This window comes from Bacillus sp. JHAA, from assembly GCF_036961585.1.
Lineage (GTDB): Bacteria > Bacillota > Bacilli > Bacillales > Bacillaceae > Bacillus > Bacillus velezensis.
Genome location: NZ_JBAMDE010000001.1, coordinates 91,204 through 107,700, shown reverse-complemented (window position 1 = coordinate 107,700; position 16,497 = coordinate 91,204). Strand labels below are relative to the sequence as shown.

Sequence of the window (16,497 nt, the reverse complement as noted above, 5' to 3'; positions counted from 1 at the left end):
TTTTTGTATGCTGAGAACATCTTACGCCGGGTTTCTGCTGAACCCCGTCGCTTTATGAACAGACCTGTAAACGGCAGGCGCGATTGATGCCAATAACAGTGCTAAAACGATATCTTTTATGAAAAACCATATCATGTAAAACCAGGCCATTCCGTAGCTGATCGGAGCATGAAGCCATAATTTCAGCGCAATATACGTATAGGTCGTGCCAATGATATAAATGACGGCGGTACCGATCAAAGAGGCCCATGCATAATGCAGGCGGCCGGGTTTTTTTGTTTTTTCCAGCAGCCATCCGGCTGCAAATGCCGCCGGGATATAAGCGAGAATAAATCCGCCGCTCTTTCCGATAAACGGCGCAAAGCCTGCTGAGAATTGAGCGAAAACAGGCGCCCCCGCGAGTCCGGCCAATGCGTATACCGTCATTGCAATGGCTGCCCGTCTGGCGCCGAGAAGCATCGCGGCTAACAGACAAAAGAAAGGCTGCAGCGATAACGGAATTCCCGCAACTTGCAAAAAAGGAGCCATTGATGTAATGTTGGCGCCGACGGCCATCAGTGCGGTAAACATGCCGATAAGCGCCATATCGCCCGCGCGAAGGTTGCGTTGTTTCATTTGTTTTTCCCCCTTACACTTGTACCAGATTAGCGTAATCGAAGGGTGATTGATTGTCAACAAAGATTTAATGCAGGTTTACTAAATGGAGGGAGCCATATGTTTTTCGGGAAAACGAAACAAACAAAACAGTCGGAACGGATTCCGCCAAACCAAAATGTCACAACGAAGTTTCCCGTGCTTCACGCCGGAAATGTTCCTTATTATGAAGATATGTCAAAATGGAATCTGCAAGTGTACGGACTTGTTGACCGTCCTATGCTGCTAAGCTTTGAGGATATCAAAGCCTTTCCTGAAGCCGAAGTGAAAAATGATATTCATTGCGTCACGGGCTGGTCCCGTCTTGATAATATCTGGAAGGGAATACGCGCCAAAGACATCGCTGAAAAAGCGCGAGTGCACAAAGAAGCGGGGTTCGTCATTCTGCACGCTGAAGAGGGCTGGACGGCCAACCTGCCGCTTTCTGATTTTACGCGGGAAACATCCCTGCTGGCATATGCGCATAACGGCGAGCCGTTAACGCCAGAGCACGGCTATCCGCTCAGAGGCGTTTTCCCCCATCTTTATTTTTGGAAAAGCGCTAAATGGCTGCGCGGCATTCAGTTCACAAAGGAAAACCACCCCGGCTTTTGGGAGAAAAACGGCTACCATATGAGGGGAGATCCATGGAAGAATGAGCGCTTTACATGGGATTAAGCCCCTATCACTATATAGTTCTTAGGTACCTTATTGAAATAAGGTGCTTTTTTTATATCAAAAATCCATTGACTTTGTTTGGCAAAAAACCTATTATTTGAGGTGTCTTTTGATATTGAAAATCATTATCAATAAGAATAGATAAAGCAATTGCCGCAAAGGGGATGAACACATAATGGACGGAAAACAAATAAAGCGGGGTTTCGCGCCGGCCGGCCGATACGCGGTTCCGGGCACAGAAGTAAGAGAAATGCGCTCAAAAGGAGGCCGTACGTATCGTATCTTTGTCTCTTTTCCTCAGGAAGAACCGCCTGCATCCGGCTTCCCCGTCATATACCTGCTCGATGCGAATTCTGTATTCGGCACAATGGCCGAAGCTTTGCGGGTGCAAAGCCGACGGCCTGAAAAAACAGGCGTTGTTCCGGCGGTGATTGTCGGAATCGGCTACCCGACAGATCAGCCGTTTTCCGCCGAACGTCACAGTGATTTTACGATGCCGCTTTCTGAATCAGAACTGCCGGTGCACCCGCGCGGCGCGGCATGGCCCGAACAGGGAGGGGCGGAAGCGTTTCTGAGTTTTATAGAAGAAGAAGTAAAGCCCGCGATGGAGCGGGATTATCCGATCGACAGAGGCAGGCAGACGATTTTCGGCCATTCGCTGGGCGGTCTTTTTGTGCTGCAAGTGCTTTTGACGAGGCCGGACATGTTCCAGACCTATGTTGCCGGGAGTCCGTCAATTCACTGGAACAAGCGTTTTATTCAGGAAAAAGCGGAGCGTTTGTCAGACCGGCTCTCTGCGGAAAATCTTCAAGTCAGCGTATTGCTGGCTGCGGGAGAAATTGAAAAAACACATAAAAGCAGAATCCCGCAGCACGCAGAGGCGCTGTACTCTTTATTATCCGGATTTGAAGATGATGGAGTCCGTGCTGAATACAGCGAGTTTGAAGGAGAGGGCCATATTTCTGTCCTGCCCGTTTTAATCAGCAGGGCCCTGCGTTTCTGCCTGAATCCGGGAGGACCGCATACCCCGTATTCTCCCGCATGAGAAAAAACAGGCCCTTCGAACTAAATGCGGCTGATTCTAATTTTCTAATTGACTGCGTGTTTTGATTTGGATATGATTGTCTTGAATCATAGTTGATAATGATAATCATTATCAATATAGAAGGGGAATGATAATATGGACGCATTGGGAATGAAAGGGAAAACGGCCGTTGTCACCGGCGCCGCTCAAGGCATCGGAGAAGCAACAGCGCTTGCCCTTGCTGAACAAGGCGTAAATGTGGCAGCTATAGATACAAATGAAGACCTGCTTCTCGGGCTTACTGACAGACTTCGGCAAAAAGGCGTGCAGGCGCAGGGGTTTGCCGCAGATGTATCTGACAGTGCGGCTGTCAATGATATCATCGCCGCCGTTGAACGCGACATGGGGCCTATTGAAATATTGGCGAACGTTGCGGGCGTGCTGCGGCCGGGTCCGGTGCAATCCCTCAGTGATGAAGATTGGGATCAAACATTTTCTGTTAATACGACCGGCGTATTTCATGTGTCGCGGGCTGTAAGCCGGTACATGATTGAGCGGAAAAAGGGCGCCATCGTTACGGTCGGTTCGAATGCAGCCGGCGTTCCGCGTGCTTCCATGGCGGCTTATGCGGCGTCAAAAGCGGCTGCCGTCATGTTTACGAAATGCCTCGGACTGGAGCTTGCGGCCCATCATATCCGCTGCAACATCGTATCTCCGGGTTCAACGGAAACCGACATGCAGCGGGCGCTGTGGCAGGACGAGAACGGAGCCCGGGACGTCATCAGAGGTTCGCTTGATACATATAAAACGGGAATTCCGCTTCAAAAGCTGGCGAAGCCTTCTGATATTGCAAATGCCGTTTTGTTTCTGGCTTCTGAACAGGCAAACCATATTACGATGCATGATTTATGCGTTGATGGCGGCGCTACTTTAGGCGTTTGATGTAACGAGAAGGAGGGACAAACATGACAAATCAACATTTATTGGCGGAAGTGTCTGCAAAAGAGGTGCTGGACGCTTACAAGCCCGGGGCGTTCTTTTTAGCTTCCCCGAAAAGTACGATGCTTGCGGAAGGAATGTTTGCGGAAGTGCCTGATACAGACGCGGAAAATCAGCTGGATTCACTGCCTGAACGCGTGAGACAGACGCTTCTTGAGGCAAAGCAAGCCGGCATCAAACATCCGATTGCGGCCGGCGCCATTCCTTTTGACGGCAGAAAAGCTTCCCGGCTTTTTGTACCGAAGAATGTCCATACGGCAGGCCCGCTTTCGTTTGCGGAATCTTCCGCAGAAAAGCCGCAATCCAATACATATGACATCCGTCCCGTTCCGGAGCCTGAGGGCTTTATGAGCGGTGTGGAACAAGGCGTATTCAACATTACGGACGGTCCGCTCAGCAAAATCGTGCTGTCAAGGACGCTTCATCTGACCGCTGAAAAGAATATCGACATTCCACAGGCCGTCAAGCATTTGGCGCAGCACAACCCGCGCGGCTATACATTCGCTGCGGATGTGACGGGAACGTCAGAAACAAGAAAAACGCTTTTCGGCGCAAGTCCTGAACTGCTGCTGTCCAAAAACGGAACATCGATTCTGTCCAATCCGCTGGCAGGTTCCAGACCTCGCAGCACAGATCCCGCCGAGGATCAGAGAAGAGCGGAAGAACTGCTGCAATCAGCAAAAGATCTGCATGAACATGCCGTAGTCGTGGCCGCCGTGGCCGCCGCCCTTAAACCGTTCTGCCGTGTGCTTGATGTGCCGGAAAAACCGTCACTCATTAAAACTGAGGCGATGTGGCACCTGTCCACCGAGGTAAAGGGAGAGCTGCGTGATCCGTCAACGACATCACTTGAGCTGGCCATCGCCCTGCATCCGACACCCGCGGTATGCGGAACGCCGACGGATGCGGCGAGAGAAGCGATTCAGGATATTGAGCCGTTTGACCGCAATTTCTACACGGGAATGGCGGGCTGGTGTGATGCTGAGGGTGACGGAGAATGGATTATCGCACTCCGCTGCGCCGAAGCGGAAACAAGGTCTCTCCGGCTCTTTGCGGGTGCCGGGATTGTCGCCGGATCAAAGCCGCAGGATGAATTGGACGAGACCTCGGCGAAATTCCGCACCATGCTCCGGGCGATGGGGCTTTACCAAGATGAGTTGTAAAAAAGGAGGGAACGGATCGTGCTGACTGGATTTACGCCATGGCCGGAAGAATGGGCTGACAAATACCGAAAAGACGGCTGCTGGAAGGGTGAGACGTTCGGAGGAATGCTGAAAGAGCGCGCGGCTTTATACGGAAATCAAACTGCCGTGACGTGTAAAGATGTACATTGGACCTACAAAGAATTAGATGAAAGGGCAGATCGTTTAGCGGCGGGGCTGCATAAGCTCGGAATTCAAAAGGAAGACCGCGTTGTCGTTCAGCTGCCGAATATCGCTGAGTTTTTTGAAGTGATTTTCGCGCTGTTCCGGCTGGGAGCGCTGCCCGTTTTCGCGCTGCCTTCTCATAGAAGCAGTGAGATTACGTATTTCTGCGAGTTTGCAGAGGCGAAAGCATACATCATTCCTGATATGCATTCAGGTTTTGATTACAGGGCGCTTGCCAGACAGGTGAAAGACAAACTTCCTGATTTGGCGCATGTCATTGTGGCCGGCGAAGCTGAAGAGTTTCAGGAACTGAGCAGCCTGCATAGAGAGCCTGTTCAGCTGGAAGAGGTAAGCCCGGCGGAAGTCGCCTTTTTACAGCTTTCAGGAGGCAGTACGGGGCTGTCCAAGCTGATTCCGCGAACACACGACGATTACATATACAGTTTGCGCATCAGCGCGGAAATATGCGGCTTGGATCAACACAGCGTTTATTTGGCCGCTCTGCCGACAGCGCATAATTATCCGCTCAGCTCGCCAGGTGTGCTGGGAACTTTATATGCCGGAGGCCGGGTTGTTCTGTCACCGACGCCGAGCCCGGATGACTGCTTCCCGTTAATTGAAAAAGAACGTGTAACGATTACAGCGCTCGTCCCGCCGCTTGCGATGGTGTGGATGGACGCATCCGGTTCGCGAAGTGATGATTTATCAAGCCTTCAAGTGCTGCAGGTGGGAGGCGCCAAATTCAGCGCTGAGGCGGCCCGCCGTGTGAAGAGCGCTTTCGGATGCACTCTTCAGCAGGTTTTCGGAATGGCGGAAGGATTGGTGAATTATACGAGACTGGATGATCCTGAAGAGATCATTGTCAATACGCAAGGCAGACCGATGTCACCTTTTGATGAGGTAAGGGTTTTAGACGATGACGGGCGGGATGTCGCCCCCGGTGAAGCGGGACATTTGTTTACACGCGGCCCTTACACGATTCGCGGATATTATAAAGCGCCTGAACATAATGAAAGATCATTCACAGCCGACGGATTTTATCAGACCGGCGATATCGTCAAACTGACGGCGGACGGCTATATCATCGTCGAAGGACGTGCGAAAGATCAAATCAATCGGGGCGGTGAAAAAATAGCCGCTGAGGAGGTGGAAAATCACCTTCTTGCGCATCCTGCCGTTCATGATGCGGCCATGGTTTCAATGCCGGATGATTTTCTCGGGGAGCGTTCCTGTGTGTTCGTCATCCCGAAAGGAGAAGCGCCGAAACCGGGAGAGCTGAAAGCATTTTTGCGTGAGCGCGGACTGGCGGCATATAAAATCCCCGACCGGATTGAATTTATCGCTTCTTTTCCGAAAACCGGCGTCGGCAAGGTCAGTAAAAAGGATCTTCGCGAAACGATCGCCCAAAAAGTAAAGCCGGCTGAAATCAAACAATCTTAAAAAAGGAAGTGTTTACATTGGCTATACCGTCTATTCCCGCATATGCGCTGCCGACAGCGTCAGATATGCCTGAAAATAAAGTATCGTGGACGCTGAATCCGAAACGCGCGGTGCTTCTGATCCATGACATGCAGAATTATTTCGTCGATGCTTTTGCGAAAGGTGAAGCTCCGATCACAGAGGCGTCTCAGAATATCAAAAAAATAAAAGAGCAATGCAAAGCACTCGGCATTCCGGTGGTGTATACCGCGCAGCCGGGCAGCCAAGACCCGGCGGACCGTGCGCTGCTGACGGATTTTTGGGGGCCGGGGCTAAAAAGCGGGCCTTATGAAGAAAAGGTCATTCCGGAGCTTGCCCCGGATGATCAGGACATTGTCCTCACAAAGTGGAGATACAGCGCGTTTAAACGGACGAATCTCCTTGACATCATGCGTGAAAGCGGCAGAGACCAGCTCATGATTACGGGAATTTATGCACACATCGGCTGTCTCGTCACAGCCTGTGAAGCATTTATGGATGATATCCAAAGCTTCTTTATCGGAGACGCCGTTGCTGATTTTTCTTCAGAAAAACATAAGATGGCCATCGAATATGCGTCTCAGCGCTGCGCTTACACAGCTTTGACAAACGAAGTGCTGGAGCTGCTGGGCGGCGCGCCGGTTTCTGAAGGAGAAGGGAAGGCTTCCGCCGTATTGACAAAAGACCGGGTGCGGGAACAAATTGCGGCGATTCTTCAAGAATCACCGTCTGATATTCCGGATCATGAAGACCTGCTGGACAGAGGTCTTGACTCCGTCAGAATCATGAGTCTTGTCGAACAATGGCGCCGTGACGGAGCTGAAGTGACGTTTGTGGAACTGGCGGAGAACCCGACGCTGGAAGAGTGGTGGAGACTTCTTTCTTCCCGATCTCAAAAAGTCTTGCCGAACGCAGATTATTTATAAAGGGAGAGAATAGAATGCATGATACACAACAGCTGCCTCTGACAGGCGCACAGGCCGGTATCTGGTTTGCGCAGCAGCTTGATCCTGATAATCCGATTTACAATACAGGCGAGTACGTTGAGATAAACGGCGCGATCGATGTGAACATATTTAAAACCGCTCTCGAACGCGTGCTGACGGAAGCCGCGTCATTACACGCCCGCTTCGAGGAGGGAGCAGACGGGCCAAAGCAGATCATCAATCCTCCATTTGAGGCTGCGATCGATGTCATAGATGTGAGTTCAGAAGCTGATCCGAAGCAGGCCGCACTCAGACTCATGCAGACAGATTTGGCTGAGCCCGTTGATATGGCGGCCGGGCCTTTGTTCCGCGACATTTTATTTCAGGCGGGACCGGAACGCTTTTTCTGGTATCAGCGCATTCACCACATTGCGATAGACGGCTACGGTTTTTCACTGCTGGCACGGCGTACGGCGCAAATGTACACCGCAATACGGGAAGGACGTCCGGATAACGGGCGCTCCTTCGGTTCTTTGGAGGATCTGGTAAAAGAAGAGCAAGAATACCGCGCGTCTGATCAATTCCTGAAAGATCGGGAATTTTGGATGGAGAAATTTGCGGATGAACCTGATGTCGTCAGTTTGGCAGAAAGAGCGCCGCGAACGTCAACACGTTTTCGGAGAAGCGCGGCTTATCTTTCTGAAACGGCTTTACAGCATGTAAAAGCGATTCCGAACTGGCATGAAGCCGTCACGGCCGCAGCGGCGGTATATGTCCATCGGATGACAAACGCAGGGGATATCGTGCTCGGTTTACCGATGATGGGGCGGATCGGCTCAATTTCACTGAATATTCCGAGTATGGTCATGAATCTTCTTCCTTTACGGCTTTCTCTCCGCCCGGATATGAATTTTCATGAGGCCGTCAGCCAAGTGGCAAAAGAAATCCGAAACATCCGGCGCCATCAGAAATACCGCCATGAAGACATGCGCCGCGACCTTAAATTGCTCGGAGAAAATCGCAGGCTGTTCGGCCCGCAAGTCAATGTGATGCCGTTTGACTACGCGCTTGATTTCGCCGGAGCGCGGGGGACCGTTCATAACTTATCAGCAGGGCCCGTTGATGATTTGTCAATTAACGTTTACGACAGAGCGGACGGAAGCGGAATGCGTGTGGACTTTGATGCGAATCCGGAAGTGTACAGCGCCGAAGATATTGAAAATCATCAAAAACGATTCCTGCTTCTGTTGGAATCCGCTGTGAAAGACCAGACACAAAAAATCGGCACACTCAACCTTCTGCTTGAAACTGAACGTCTCCGCGTACTGGAAAGCTGGAATGACACGCGCAAGGCCGAGAAGCAGAAAAGTCTGCCGGAGCTGTTTTACGAACAGGCCGTAAAAACACCGGACCGGCCGGCAATCATCACCGAAAACGAAGAGCTCAGCTATGCCGAATTGAACAAGCGCGCGAACCAGCTTGCCGGCATGCTAAAGGAAAAGGGGCTCGGACCGGAACAATTTGCCGCTTTGCTGCTTCCGCGGTCACAGGAGTTGGCCGTGAGCATGCTGGCCGTTTTGAAAACGGGAGCCGCATACCTGCCGCTTGATCCTGATTTTCCTTCTGAGCGGATCACATACATGCTCAAAGATGCACAGCCTGCATGCCTGATTACAACGATGGAATTATCCGGCCGCATGCCGGAAGACAGTGATGCAAAAAGGATCATTCTCGATGACCCGGATACGGTAAAAACCGTTGCCGCTCAAAATGCTGACTTTCCCGCTCAGGCGGAATGTTCGCCTTTGCACCCCGCTTATATCATTTATACATCGGGCTCAACGGGCAAACCGAAAGGCGTAGTCGTGACATTAAAAAGCGTAAGCAATTTCCTCTTATCCATGCGGGAAATGTTCCCGCTTGGCGCACAAGACCGCCTGCTTGCCGTTACGACTGCGGCGTTTGATATTTCCGGGCTTGAGCTCTTCCTTCCGCTCATAAGCGGGGCGGGGTGCGTCATCGCACGTAAAGAGACGATTCAGGAACCGCGGGCGCTTGCGCACATGATTCACTCATACGGTATTTCAATCATGCAGGCAACGCCGACATTGTGGCATTCATTAGTCACCAATGAACCGGATTCTCTCCGGGCGCTGCAGGTGCTTGTCGGAGGTGAGGCGCTTCCGAATGCGCTTATGCATGCTCTGCTTGAATCAGGCTGTACGGTGACGAATCTGTACGGGCCGACTGAAACAACAATCTGGTCGGCCGCACAGCCGCTTGCAAAAGGCCATACAGGGGCGCCTCCGATCGGAAAGCCGATTTGGAACACGCGGGTATATGTGCTGGACGCCGCATTGCAGCCCGTCCCGCCGGGAATCGCGGGCGAGCTTTATATAGCGGGGGAGGGGCTTGCCAGAGGTTATTATAACCGTCCTGATTTAACAGCGGAAAGATTCATTGCCGATCCGTACGGGCCCGCGGGCGCGAGGATGTATCGGACGGGAGATCTCGTGCGCTGGCGTGAGGACGGCTCGCTTGATTATATCAGCAGAGCCGATCACCAAATTAAAATCCGCGGGTTCCGGATAGAATTAGGAGAAATTGAGTCAGTGCTGTCGAAATATCCGGGTATTTCGCAGGCCGCCGTCATTGTCCGTGAAGACCAGCCCGGAGATAAGCGGCTGGCGGCTTACGCTGTCGCGGATCAGCCCCTTGATATCGGCGGACTTCGTGAATATATGGGCGAAAGCCTGCCGGATTATATGGTGCCGGGCGCGTTTGTACAGCTGGAAGAATTGCCGCTGACACCGAATAAGAAGCTCGATCGCAGCGCTCTGCCTGCACCTGATTTTTCCGCTGTCCTGTCTGACAGAGGGCCGCGGACGCCGCAGGAAGAAATATTATGCGATCTGTTTGCCGAGGTTCTCGGTCTCGCGCGGGTCGGAATTGATGACGGGTTCTTTGAATTGGGCGGACATTCGCTCTTAGCCGGACGCCTGATGAGCCGGGTCCGGGAGACGATGGGCGCAGAGCTTGGCATCGGCCGTCTGTTTGATACGCCGACCGTTGCCGGGCTCGCCGCACAGCTTGACACCGCAAAGAGTGCGCGGCCTAAGCTCAAGCCGTTTGACCGGCCGGAGCATATCCCGCTGTCATTTGCGCAGCTGCGTCTATGGTTTCTCTACTGTCTTGAAGGGCCAAGCCCGACTTACAACATTCCGGTGATTGTCCGCATGTCAGGCAAGCTTGACCAATCAGCGCTGAAACACGCCTTTTACGATGTTGTCAGCCGTCATGAAAGCCTGCGCACCGTTTTTCCGGAAAATAAGGGATCATCTCATCAGCTCATTTTATCTGCTGAAGAAGCCCGCCCTGTGTTTACAGTGACACGTGCAGACAAAAACGAGCTCCAAGACATGCTTGCCGCTGCGGCACGATATCGGTTTGATCTCGCTAAAGAGCCGGCCGTCCGAGCCGAGCTGTTTGATCTTGGTGACGGCGAGTATACGCTGATGATTCTCCTGCATCACATTGCAGGTGACGGCTGGTCCTTGAATCCGCTCATGCGTGACTTATCCATAGCCTATATCGCCCGGCAAACAGGTGAAAAAGCAGAATGGGCGCCGCTGGCGGTTCAATATGCGGATTATGCGCTTTGGCAGCAGCAGCTTTTAGGCAGCGCGTCTGATTCTGAGAGCTTAATTGCGCGCCAGCTGGATTTCTGGAAGAAAACGCTTGAAAATGTACCGGATCAGCTGGAGCTGCCGTCTGATTTTCCGCGTCCCGCTGAATCAAGCTACAGGGGCGGCGTCATTCCGGTCAACATCGGCCAAGAGCTTCATGCCCGTCTTCTCTCACTTGCCAGAAATCAGCGCGTAAGCCTGTTTATGGTGCTTCAATCAGGGCTTTCCGCGTTACTGACCCGGCTCGGTGCAGGGACCGATATTCCGATCGGCAGTCCGATAGCCGGCCGCAGTGATGACGCATTAGGAGACCTTGTGGGTATGTTCATTAATACACTCGTACTGAGAACCGATACCTCTGGCGATCCGAGCTTTTGTGAGCTTCTTGAAAGGGTCAGGGAAATGAATCTCGCAGCATATGAACATCAGGACGTGCCGTTTGAACGTCTCGTGGAAGAATTGAATCCGGTTCGTTCCCGGTCAAGACATCCGCTGTTCCAAGTGATGCTCGCATTCCAAAATACGCCTGACCCTGTACTCAGTCTTCCTGAGATGGAAACAAGCCTGCAAATCAGCAGTGTCGGATCGTCCAAATTTGATTTGACGCTGGAATTGGCTGAACAGCGCCATGACGACGGCACGCCTGCCGGTATTGAAGGCCTGCTGGAGTTCAGTACGGACTTATTTAGAAAAGAAACGGCTGAAGCACTTGCCGGACGCCTGCTTCTTCTGCTCGAAGATGCCGCCTCACATCCGGAAAAACCGATCGGAAGCTTAACCATTCTTTCTGATGAAGAGCGCCGGAAGCTTTTGCCGGTTAAACGTGCAAAACAGCATATTCAGCCTCGGCAGACACTGCCTGAACTGTTTGAAATACAGGCCGCCGCAAAATCGGTTGAAACGGCGGCAGTTTTTGAAGAGAGCGGACTCACTTATAAAGAGCTGAATGAAAGAGCCAATCAGCTCGCGCACATGATGATTGCCCGCGGCGTCGGCCCGGAGCAGTTTGTCGCACTGGCGCTGCCGCGTTCTTTAGATATGATTGTCGGGCTGTTAGCCGTCCTGAAGACGGGGGCAGCGTATCTGCCGCTTGATCCTGATTATCCCGCGGACCGCATTGCTTTTATGTTACATGATGCCAAGCCTGTATTTATGCTCACCAACCGTGAAGGCGCAAGTAAGCTCTCTATCGAAAGCGGCATGCCGGCCTTCATATTGGATGACCCGCAGAACAAGGAAACACTTCGGCAATATGCCGTCACGAACCCTGCGGACGCTGACCGGATTCGGCCGCTGTCACCGCTTCACCCGGCCTACGTCATTTACACGTCGGGATCAACAGGTGTGCCGAAAGGTGTCATCATTCCGCACAGCAATGTTATCCGGCTGTTTGAGTCGACGCGGCATTGGTATCACTTTCATTCTGATGATGTATGGACGATGTTTCACTCCTACGCTTTCGATTTCTCTGTCTGGGAAATGTGGGGGCCGTTGCTTCACGGCGGACGTCTCGTCGTCGTGCCGCATGACATCAGCAGATCGCCGGAAGCGTTTTTACATCTCCTCGTGAAAGAGCGGGTGACCGTGCTTAACCAAACGCCGTCAGCGTTTTACCAGCTGATGCATGCGGAAAAAGAACACAAAGAGCTGGGGCGTCAGCTCGCACTCAGATATATCATCTTCGGCGGCGAGGCGCTTGAGCTGAGCCGGCTTGAGGATTGGTACAGCCGCCACGCGGACAATCAGCCGGTGCTCGTGAATATGTACGGCATTACGGAAACGACGGTGCACGTCAGTTACCTTGAATTAGACAAAAACATTGCCGAGCTGAGAGCAAACAGCCTCATCGGCTGCGGCATTCCTGATCTGAACGTATATGTGCTTGATGACCGGCTGGAGCCTGTGCCCCCGGGCATCACGGGCGAAATGTATGTGGCCGGAGGAGGCGTGGCACGCGGCTACTTAGGGCGGCAAAGCCTGACCGCCGAACGCTTTGTGGCTGATCCGTACGGCCCGCCGGGAACGAGGATGTACCGGACGGGGGATTTAGCCCGTCTGCGGACGGACGGTTCTCTTGATTATATGGGCAGGGCGGACCACCAGATTAAAATCCGCGGCTTCCGGATTGAATTGGGAGAAATCGAAGCGGTTCTCGTCAAACATCCGGATGTTGAGGATGCCGCCGTAGTCGTCCGTGAAGACCGGCCGGGAGATAAACGGCTGGCCGCCTACCTTGTCCGATCTGCCGGCAGCACCTTGGACACGGGGGACATGCGCCGGTTTGCCGAAGAAAGCCTGCCGGATTACATGGTTCCGTCAGCTTTTGTCCAAATGGATGAATTGCCGCTGACACCGAATGGAAAGCTTGACCGAAAAGCGCTCCCTGCGCCTGACTTCCAAACGGAGGTCACCGGCCGGGGGCCGAGAACGCCGCAGGAAGAAATGCTGTGTGAGCTGTTCGCAGAGGTGCTTCACCTGCCGCGTGTCGGTATTGATGACAGATTCTTTGATTTAGGCGGCCATTCTTTGCTTGCGGTTCATTTAATGAGCCGTATTCGGGAAGCGATGGGAGCCGAGCTGAGTATCGGAACATTATTTGAAGCTCCTACGGTGGCAAGCCTTGCTGAAAGACTTGAGTCAGGAACGGGCGCAAGCGCGCTTGATGTTCTTCTTCCGCTCAGAACGGCAGGAGAAGAAACACCGTTGTTCTGTGTCCATCCGGCCGGCGGTCTCAGCTGGTGTTATGCCGGGCTGATGTCTTCTTTAGAGGCTGATTATCCGATATACGGCTTACAGGCGAGAGGCATCGGAAAAAAAGAATCGCTTCCGCAAAGCCTAGATGACATGGCGGCGGATTATATTGAAAAAATCCGCACCGTGCAGCCGAAAGGGCCGTACCGTCTGCTCGGCTGGTCTCTCGGAGGGAATGTCATTCAGGCCATGGCGACACAATTACAGAGCCGGGGTGAAGAGGTTTCGCTTTTGGTGATGCTTGACGCGTATCCGAATCATTTTCTGCCGATAAAAAATGCGCCTGATGACGAGGAAGCCGTCATCGCGCTGCTCGCCCTGGGAGGGTACGACCCGGACAGCCTCGGGGATCAGCCGCTTGATTTTGACACCGCGCTGACCATTCTCCGCCGTGAGGGAAGCGCATTAGCCAGCCTGGACGAGTCAGTGATGATGAATCTGAAAGACACGTACATTAATTCTGTCGGGCTGTTAGGAACATACAAGCCGAAACCGTTCCACGGAGATGTGCTGTTCTTCAGATCAACGATTATTCCGGAGTGGTTTGACCCGATTGAGCCGGATACTTGGAAACCGTATATTACGGGGAAAATCGAGCGGTATGACTTAGACTGCCGCCATAAAGATATGTGCCAGCCGGGCCCGCTTGCCGACATTGGCGCGATTCTGGCAGAGAAATTAAACGGACGGCGTACAGTCCGGTAAAGAAAGGAAAGAGAAGATATGACAAATCCATTTGAACGGGAAGACGGCTCATACCATGTGCTCGTCAATGCTGAAGGCCAGTACTCACTGTGGCCGGCCTATATGGATGTGCCGGACGGCTGGGAAACCCGCCTCACGAATGAAACCCGCCCCGTTTGTCTCGAATATATTGAAACAAACTGGCGTGATATGAGGCCGGAAAGCCTGAAACAGGCCGAAGCCGCTAAAATGTAATAAGAAAAGCCTGCCGTTATTTCGGCAGGCTTTTTATGCGGACATCAGCCGTTAAGCTGTGTATGATCACAAAATGTATAAGGGTGGCCTTCTTCATTCGTGCACCATGACTGAGACAGAAAAGCCAAAAAGACCGCGGCCCACTGGTCTGCAAACTGGATTAAAATACCGCCGTCGTGCCACGTTCCGTTATCCTTCTTCCAGCGTGTATCAATTGGGTTTCCCTGATTCATATGAATATTATGCATGCCGTTTGTCGGCTTGAACCCGAAAATCTTATCAGCGCCCGGCTCCGGCCCGAATTTAGAGCCGTAAATATAGACGGTGGCTTTTTCTGATTTGGCTTTTTGCATGTACGTCTCAATAAAGTCATTTAAGTCATTATCCGGACCGGTGACTTCATGCGGGAGGGGCACCATGTTCCGGGGATCAAACAATCCGCCGCGGACATAATCCAGCGCCAGCTCACGGCTGGTTTCATCAATTGGGGTATATCCATACGGAATGTTGGGCAGCAGGGTGATCGCGCTTGCGTCAAAATGATCGCGTGCCGCATACAGAACCTCTGATTCTTTTGAACTTGACATGACATTGATCGCACAGCGATAGCGCGTATCAGGCTCGCCTAGCACCTCGACTTGAAAATGCGGAGAATCATCATCTGTTTCCCTTTTCATATCTGACACAGTGCCTTTTAATACACCATAGTGCTGAACAGCCATATGAATCCTCCTTTTTCTTCCGGGATATGAATTGATATTCGAGACAGGGGGCCGTTTTTCCTTTTATGAGAAAGAAAAAAGGACAGCCCGCTGATCAGGCTGTCCTCTTCATATCTATTAAGCTTTTGCAGCCGAACCTTGCATTGCTTTTTCAGCAGGCACGTAGTCATAGCCTAAGTCTTTGGCTACCGCTTCATACGTGACATGTCCGTTAGCCGTATTTAAGCCCGCTTTAAGCGCAGGGCTGTCTGCAATGGCTTGTGCCGCGCCTTTATTGGCGATTTGAAGCGCGTAAGGAACGGTTACATTCGTTAATGCGAGCGTAGACGTACGCGGTACGGCGCCCGGCATATTGGCGACAGCGTAGTGAACGACACCGTGTTTTTCGTAAGTCGGATTATCGTGGGTTGTAATATGATCAACGGTTTCCACAATGCCGCCCTGATCGATGGCAACATCAACAATGACGGAACCCGGTTTCATTTGTTTAACCATCTCTTCCGTAACGAGAGTCGGCGCTTTGGCTCCCGGGATGAGCACGGCGCAGATCAGAAGATCCGCTTCCGCGACGGAATCTGCAATATTTACAGGGTTTGACATCAATGTTTTAATCTGATGCCCGAAAATATCATCAAGCTGACGCAGTCGGTCTGCGTTCAAATCGATCATTGTCACATCGGCACCGAGTCCGACAGCCATTTTCGCGGCATTTGTTCCGACGCCGCCCCCTCCGATGATCGTGACTTTTCCGCGGGATACACCCGGTACGCCGGCTAATAAAATTCCTTTTCCGCCCTTTGGTTTTTCAAGAAACTGAGCCCCGATTTGCGCGGCCATTCTGCCGGCCACTTCGGACATTGGCGTAAGCAGCGGAAGGGAACGTCCGTCCGTTACCGTTTCGTACGCGATAGCTGTCACGCCTTTTTCTGTAAGCGCTTTAGCTAATTCCGGCTCTGCAGCTAAATGAAGGTAAGTGAATAAGACCAGACCTTGACGGAAATACGCATACTCTTCAGCCAGCGGTTCTTTTACCTTCATGACCATTTCCGCATCCCATACTTGCTTTCTGTCCTCCAGAATTTCCGCCCCTGCTGATACGTAATCTTCATTTGTAAAGCCGCTTCCGAGTCCCGCTCCGGATTCCACAAGAACCCGATGGCCGTTTCCGATAAGCTGTGAAACGCCTCCAGGTGTTAAAGCCACTCGATTTTCATTGTTTTTGATTTCCTTTGGAACCCCGATAATCATGTCTGTTTCCCCCAATGTTTGTGTGATGTTTCAAGTGTAGCGCGATTTTTGCGAAAATTCTTTGTT

At 52.1% G+C, this 16,497-nt stretch carries 11 protein-coding genes; 8 read left to right on the top strand and 3 right to left on the bottom strand.

What is annotated here, in order from left to right; all coding sequences use genetic code 11:
* Positions 1 to 21: 21 nt before the first annotated feature.
* The gene (locus V7728_RS00515) at positions 22 to 615 is read right to left on the bottom strand and encodes a biotin transporter BioY (RefSeq protein WP_099567057.1); all 594 of its coding nucleotides are present in this window, start codon (positions 613 to 615) and stop codon (positions 22 to 24) included.
* Between the two features lie 99 nt (positions 616 to 714).
* Between V7728_RS00515 and V7728_RS00510 the strand changes: the two genes are divergently transcribed.
* The 8 genes from V7728_RS00510 to V7728_RS00475 all read left to right on the top strand — a co-directional run bounded on the left by V7728_RS00510 (position 715) and on the right by V7728_RS00475 (position 14,461).
* A complete protein-coding gene (locus tag V7728_RS00510; protein ID WP_025285202.1) occupies positions 715 to 1,311 on the top strand; it encodes a sulfite oxidase-like oxidoreductase in 597 nt (198 codons plus the stop codon).
* A 175-nt stretch (positions 1,312 to 1,486) separates the two neighbouring features.
* A complete protein-coding gene (locus V7728_RS00505; protein WP_012118332.1) occupies positions 1,487 to 2,356 on the top strand; it encodes an alpha/beta hydrolase in 870 nt (289 codons plus the stop codon).
* Positions 2,357 to 2,491: 135 nt separating this feature from the next.
* Complete coding sequence (locus tag V7728_RS00500; RefSeq protein WP_099567056.1) at positions 2,492 to 3,277, top strand: 2,3-dihydro-2,3-dihydroxybenzoate dehydrogenase; 786 nt, start codon at positions 2,492 to 2,494, stop codon at positions 3,275 to 3,277.
* Positions 3,278 to 3,300: 23 nt separating this feature from the next.
* The gene (gene dhbC / locus V7728_RS00495) at positions 3,301 to 4,497 is read left to right on the top strand and encodes an isochorismate synthase DhbC (RefSeq protein WP_033574907.1); all 1,197 of its coding nucleotides are present in this window, start codon (positions 3,301 to 3,303) and stop codon (positions 4,495 to 4,497) included.
* Between the two features lie 18 nt (positions 4,498 to 4,515).
* Positions 4,516 to 6,141 carry a (2,3-dihydroxybenzoyl)adenylate synthase gene (locus V7728_RS00490; protein WP_007408697.1) on the top strand — a complete coding sequence of 542 codons (1,626 nt, stop codon included), beginning with the start codon at positions 4,516 to 4,518 and terminating at the stop codon, positions 6,139 to 6,141.
* A gap of 17 nt (positions 6,142 to 6,158) precedes the next feature.
* Entirely contained in the window at positions 6,159 to 7,085 is a 927-nt protein-coding gene (locus V7728_RS00485; protein WP_053104629.1) for an isochorismatase, read from the top strand.
* 14 nt (positions 7,086 to 7,099) lie between these two features.
* Positions 7,100 to 14,227, top strand: coding sequence for an amino acid adenylation domain-containing protein (locus V7728_RS00480; protein WP_099567055.1), 7,128 nt, complete (start codon positions 7,100 to 7,102; stop codon positions 14,225 to 14,227).
* A gap of 18 nt (positions 14,228 to 14,245) precedes the next feature.
* A complete protein-coding gene (locus tag V7728_RS00475) occupies positions 14,246 to 14,461 on the top strand; it encodes an MbtH family protein (RefSeq protein WP_040238943.1) in 216 nt (71 codons plus the stop codon).
* A gap of 44 nt (positions 14,462 to 14,505) precedes the next feature.
* Here V7728_RS00475 and V7728_RS00470 read toward each other — a convergent pair whose 3' ends face one another.
* The gene (locus V7728_RS00470; RefSeq protein WP_007613467.1) at positions 14,506 to 15,183 is read right to left on the bottom strand and encodes a YukJ family protein; all 678 of its coding nucleotides are present in this window, start codon (positions 15,181 to 15,183) and stop codon (positions 14,506 to 14,508) included.
* Between the two features lie 117 nt (positions 15,184 to 15,300).
* On the bottom strand, positions 15,301 to 16,431 hold the full coding sequence (ald, locus tag V7728_RS00465; RefSeq protein ID WP_003152011.1) for an alanine dehydrogenase: 1,131 nt from the start codon (positions 16,429 to 16,431) through the stop codon (positions 15,301 to 15,303).
* Between the last annotated feature and the right edge of the window lie 66 nt (positions 16,432 to 16,497).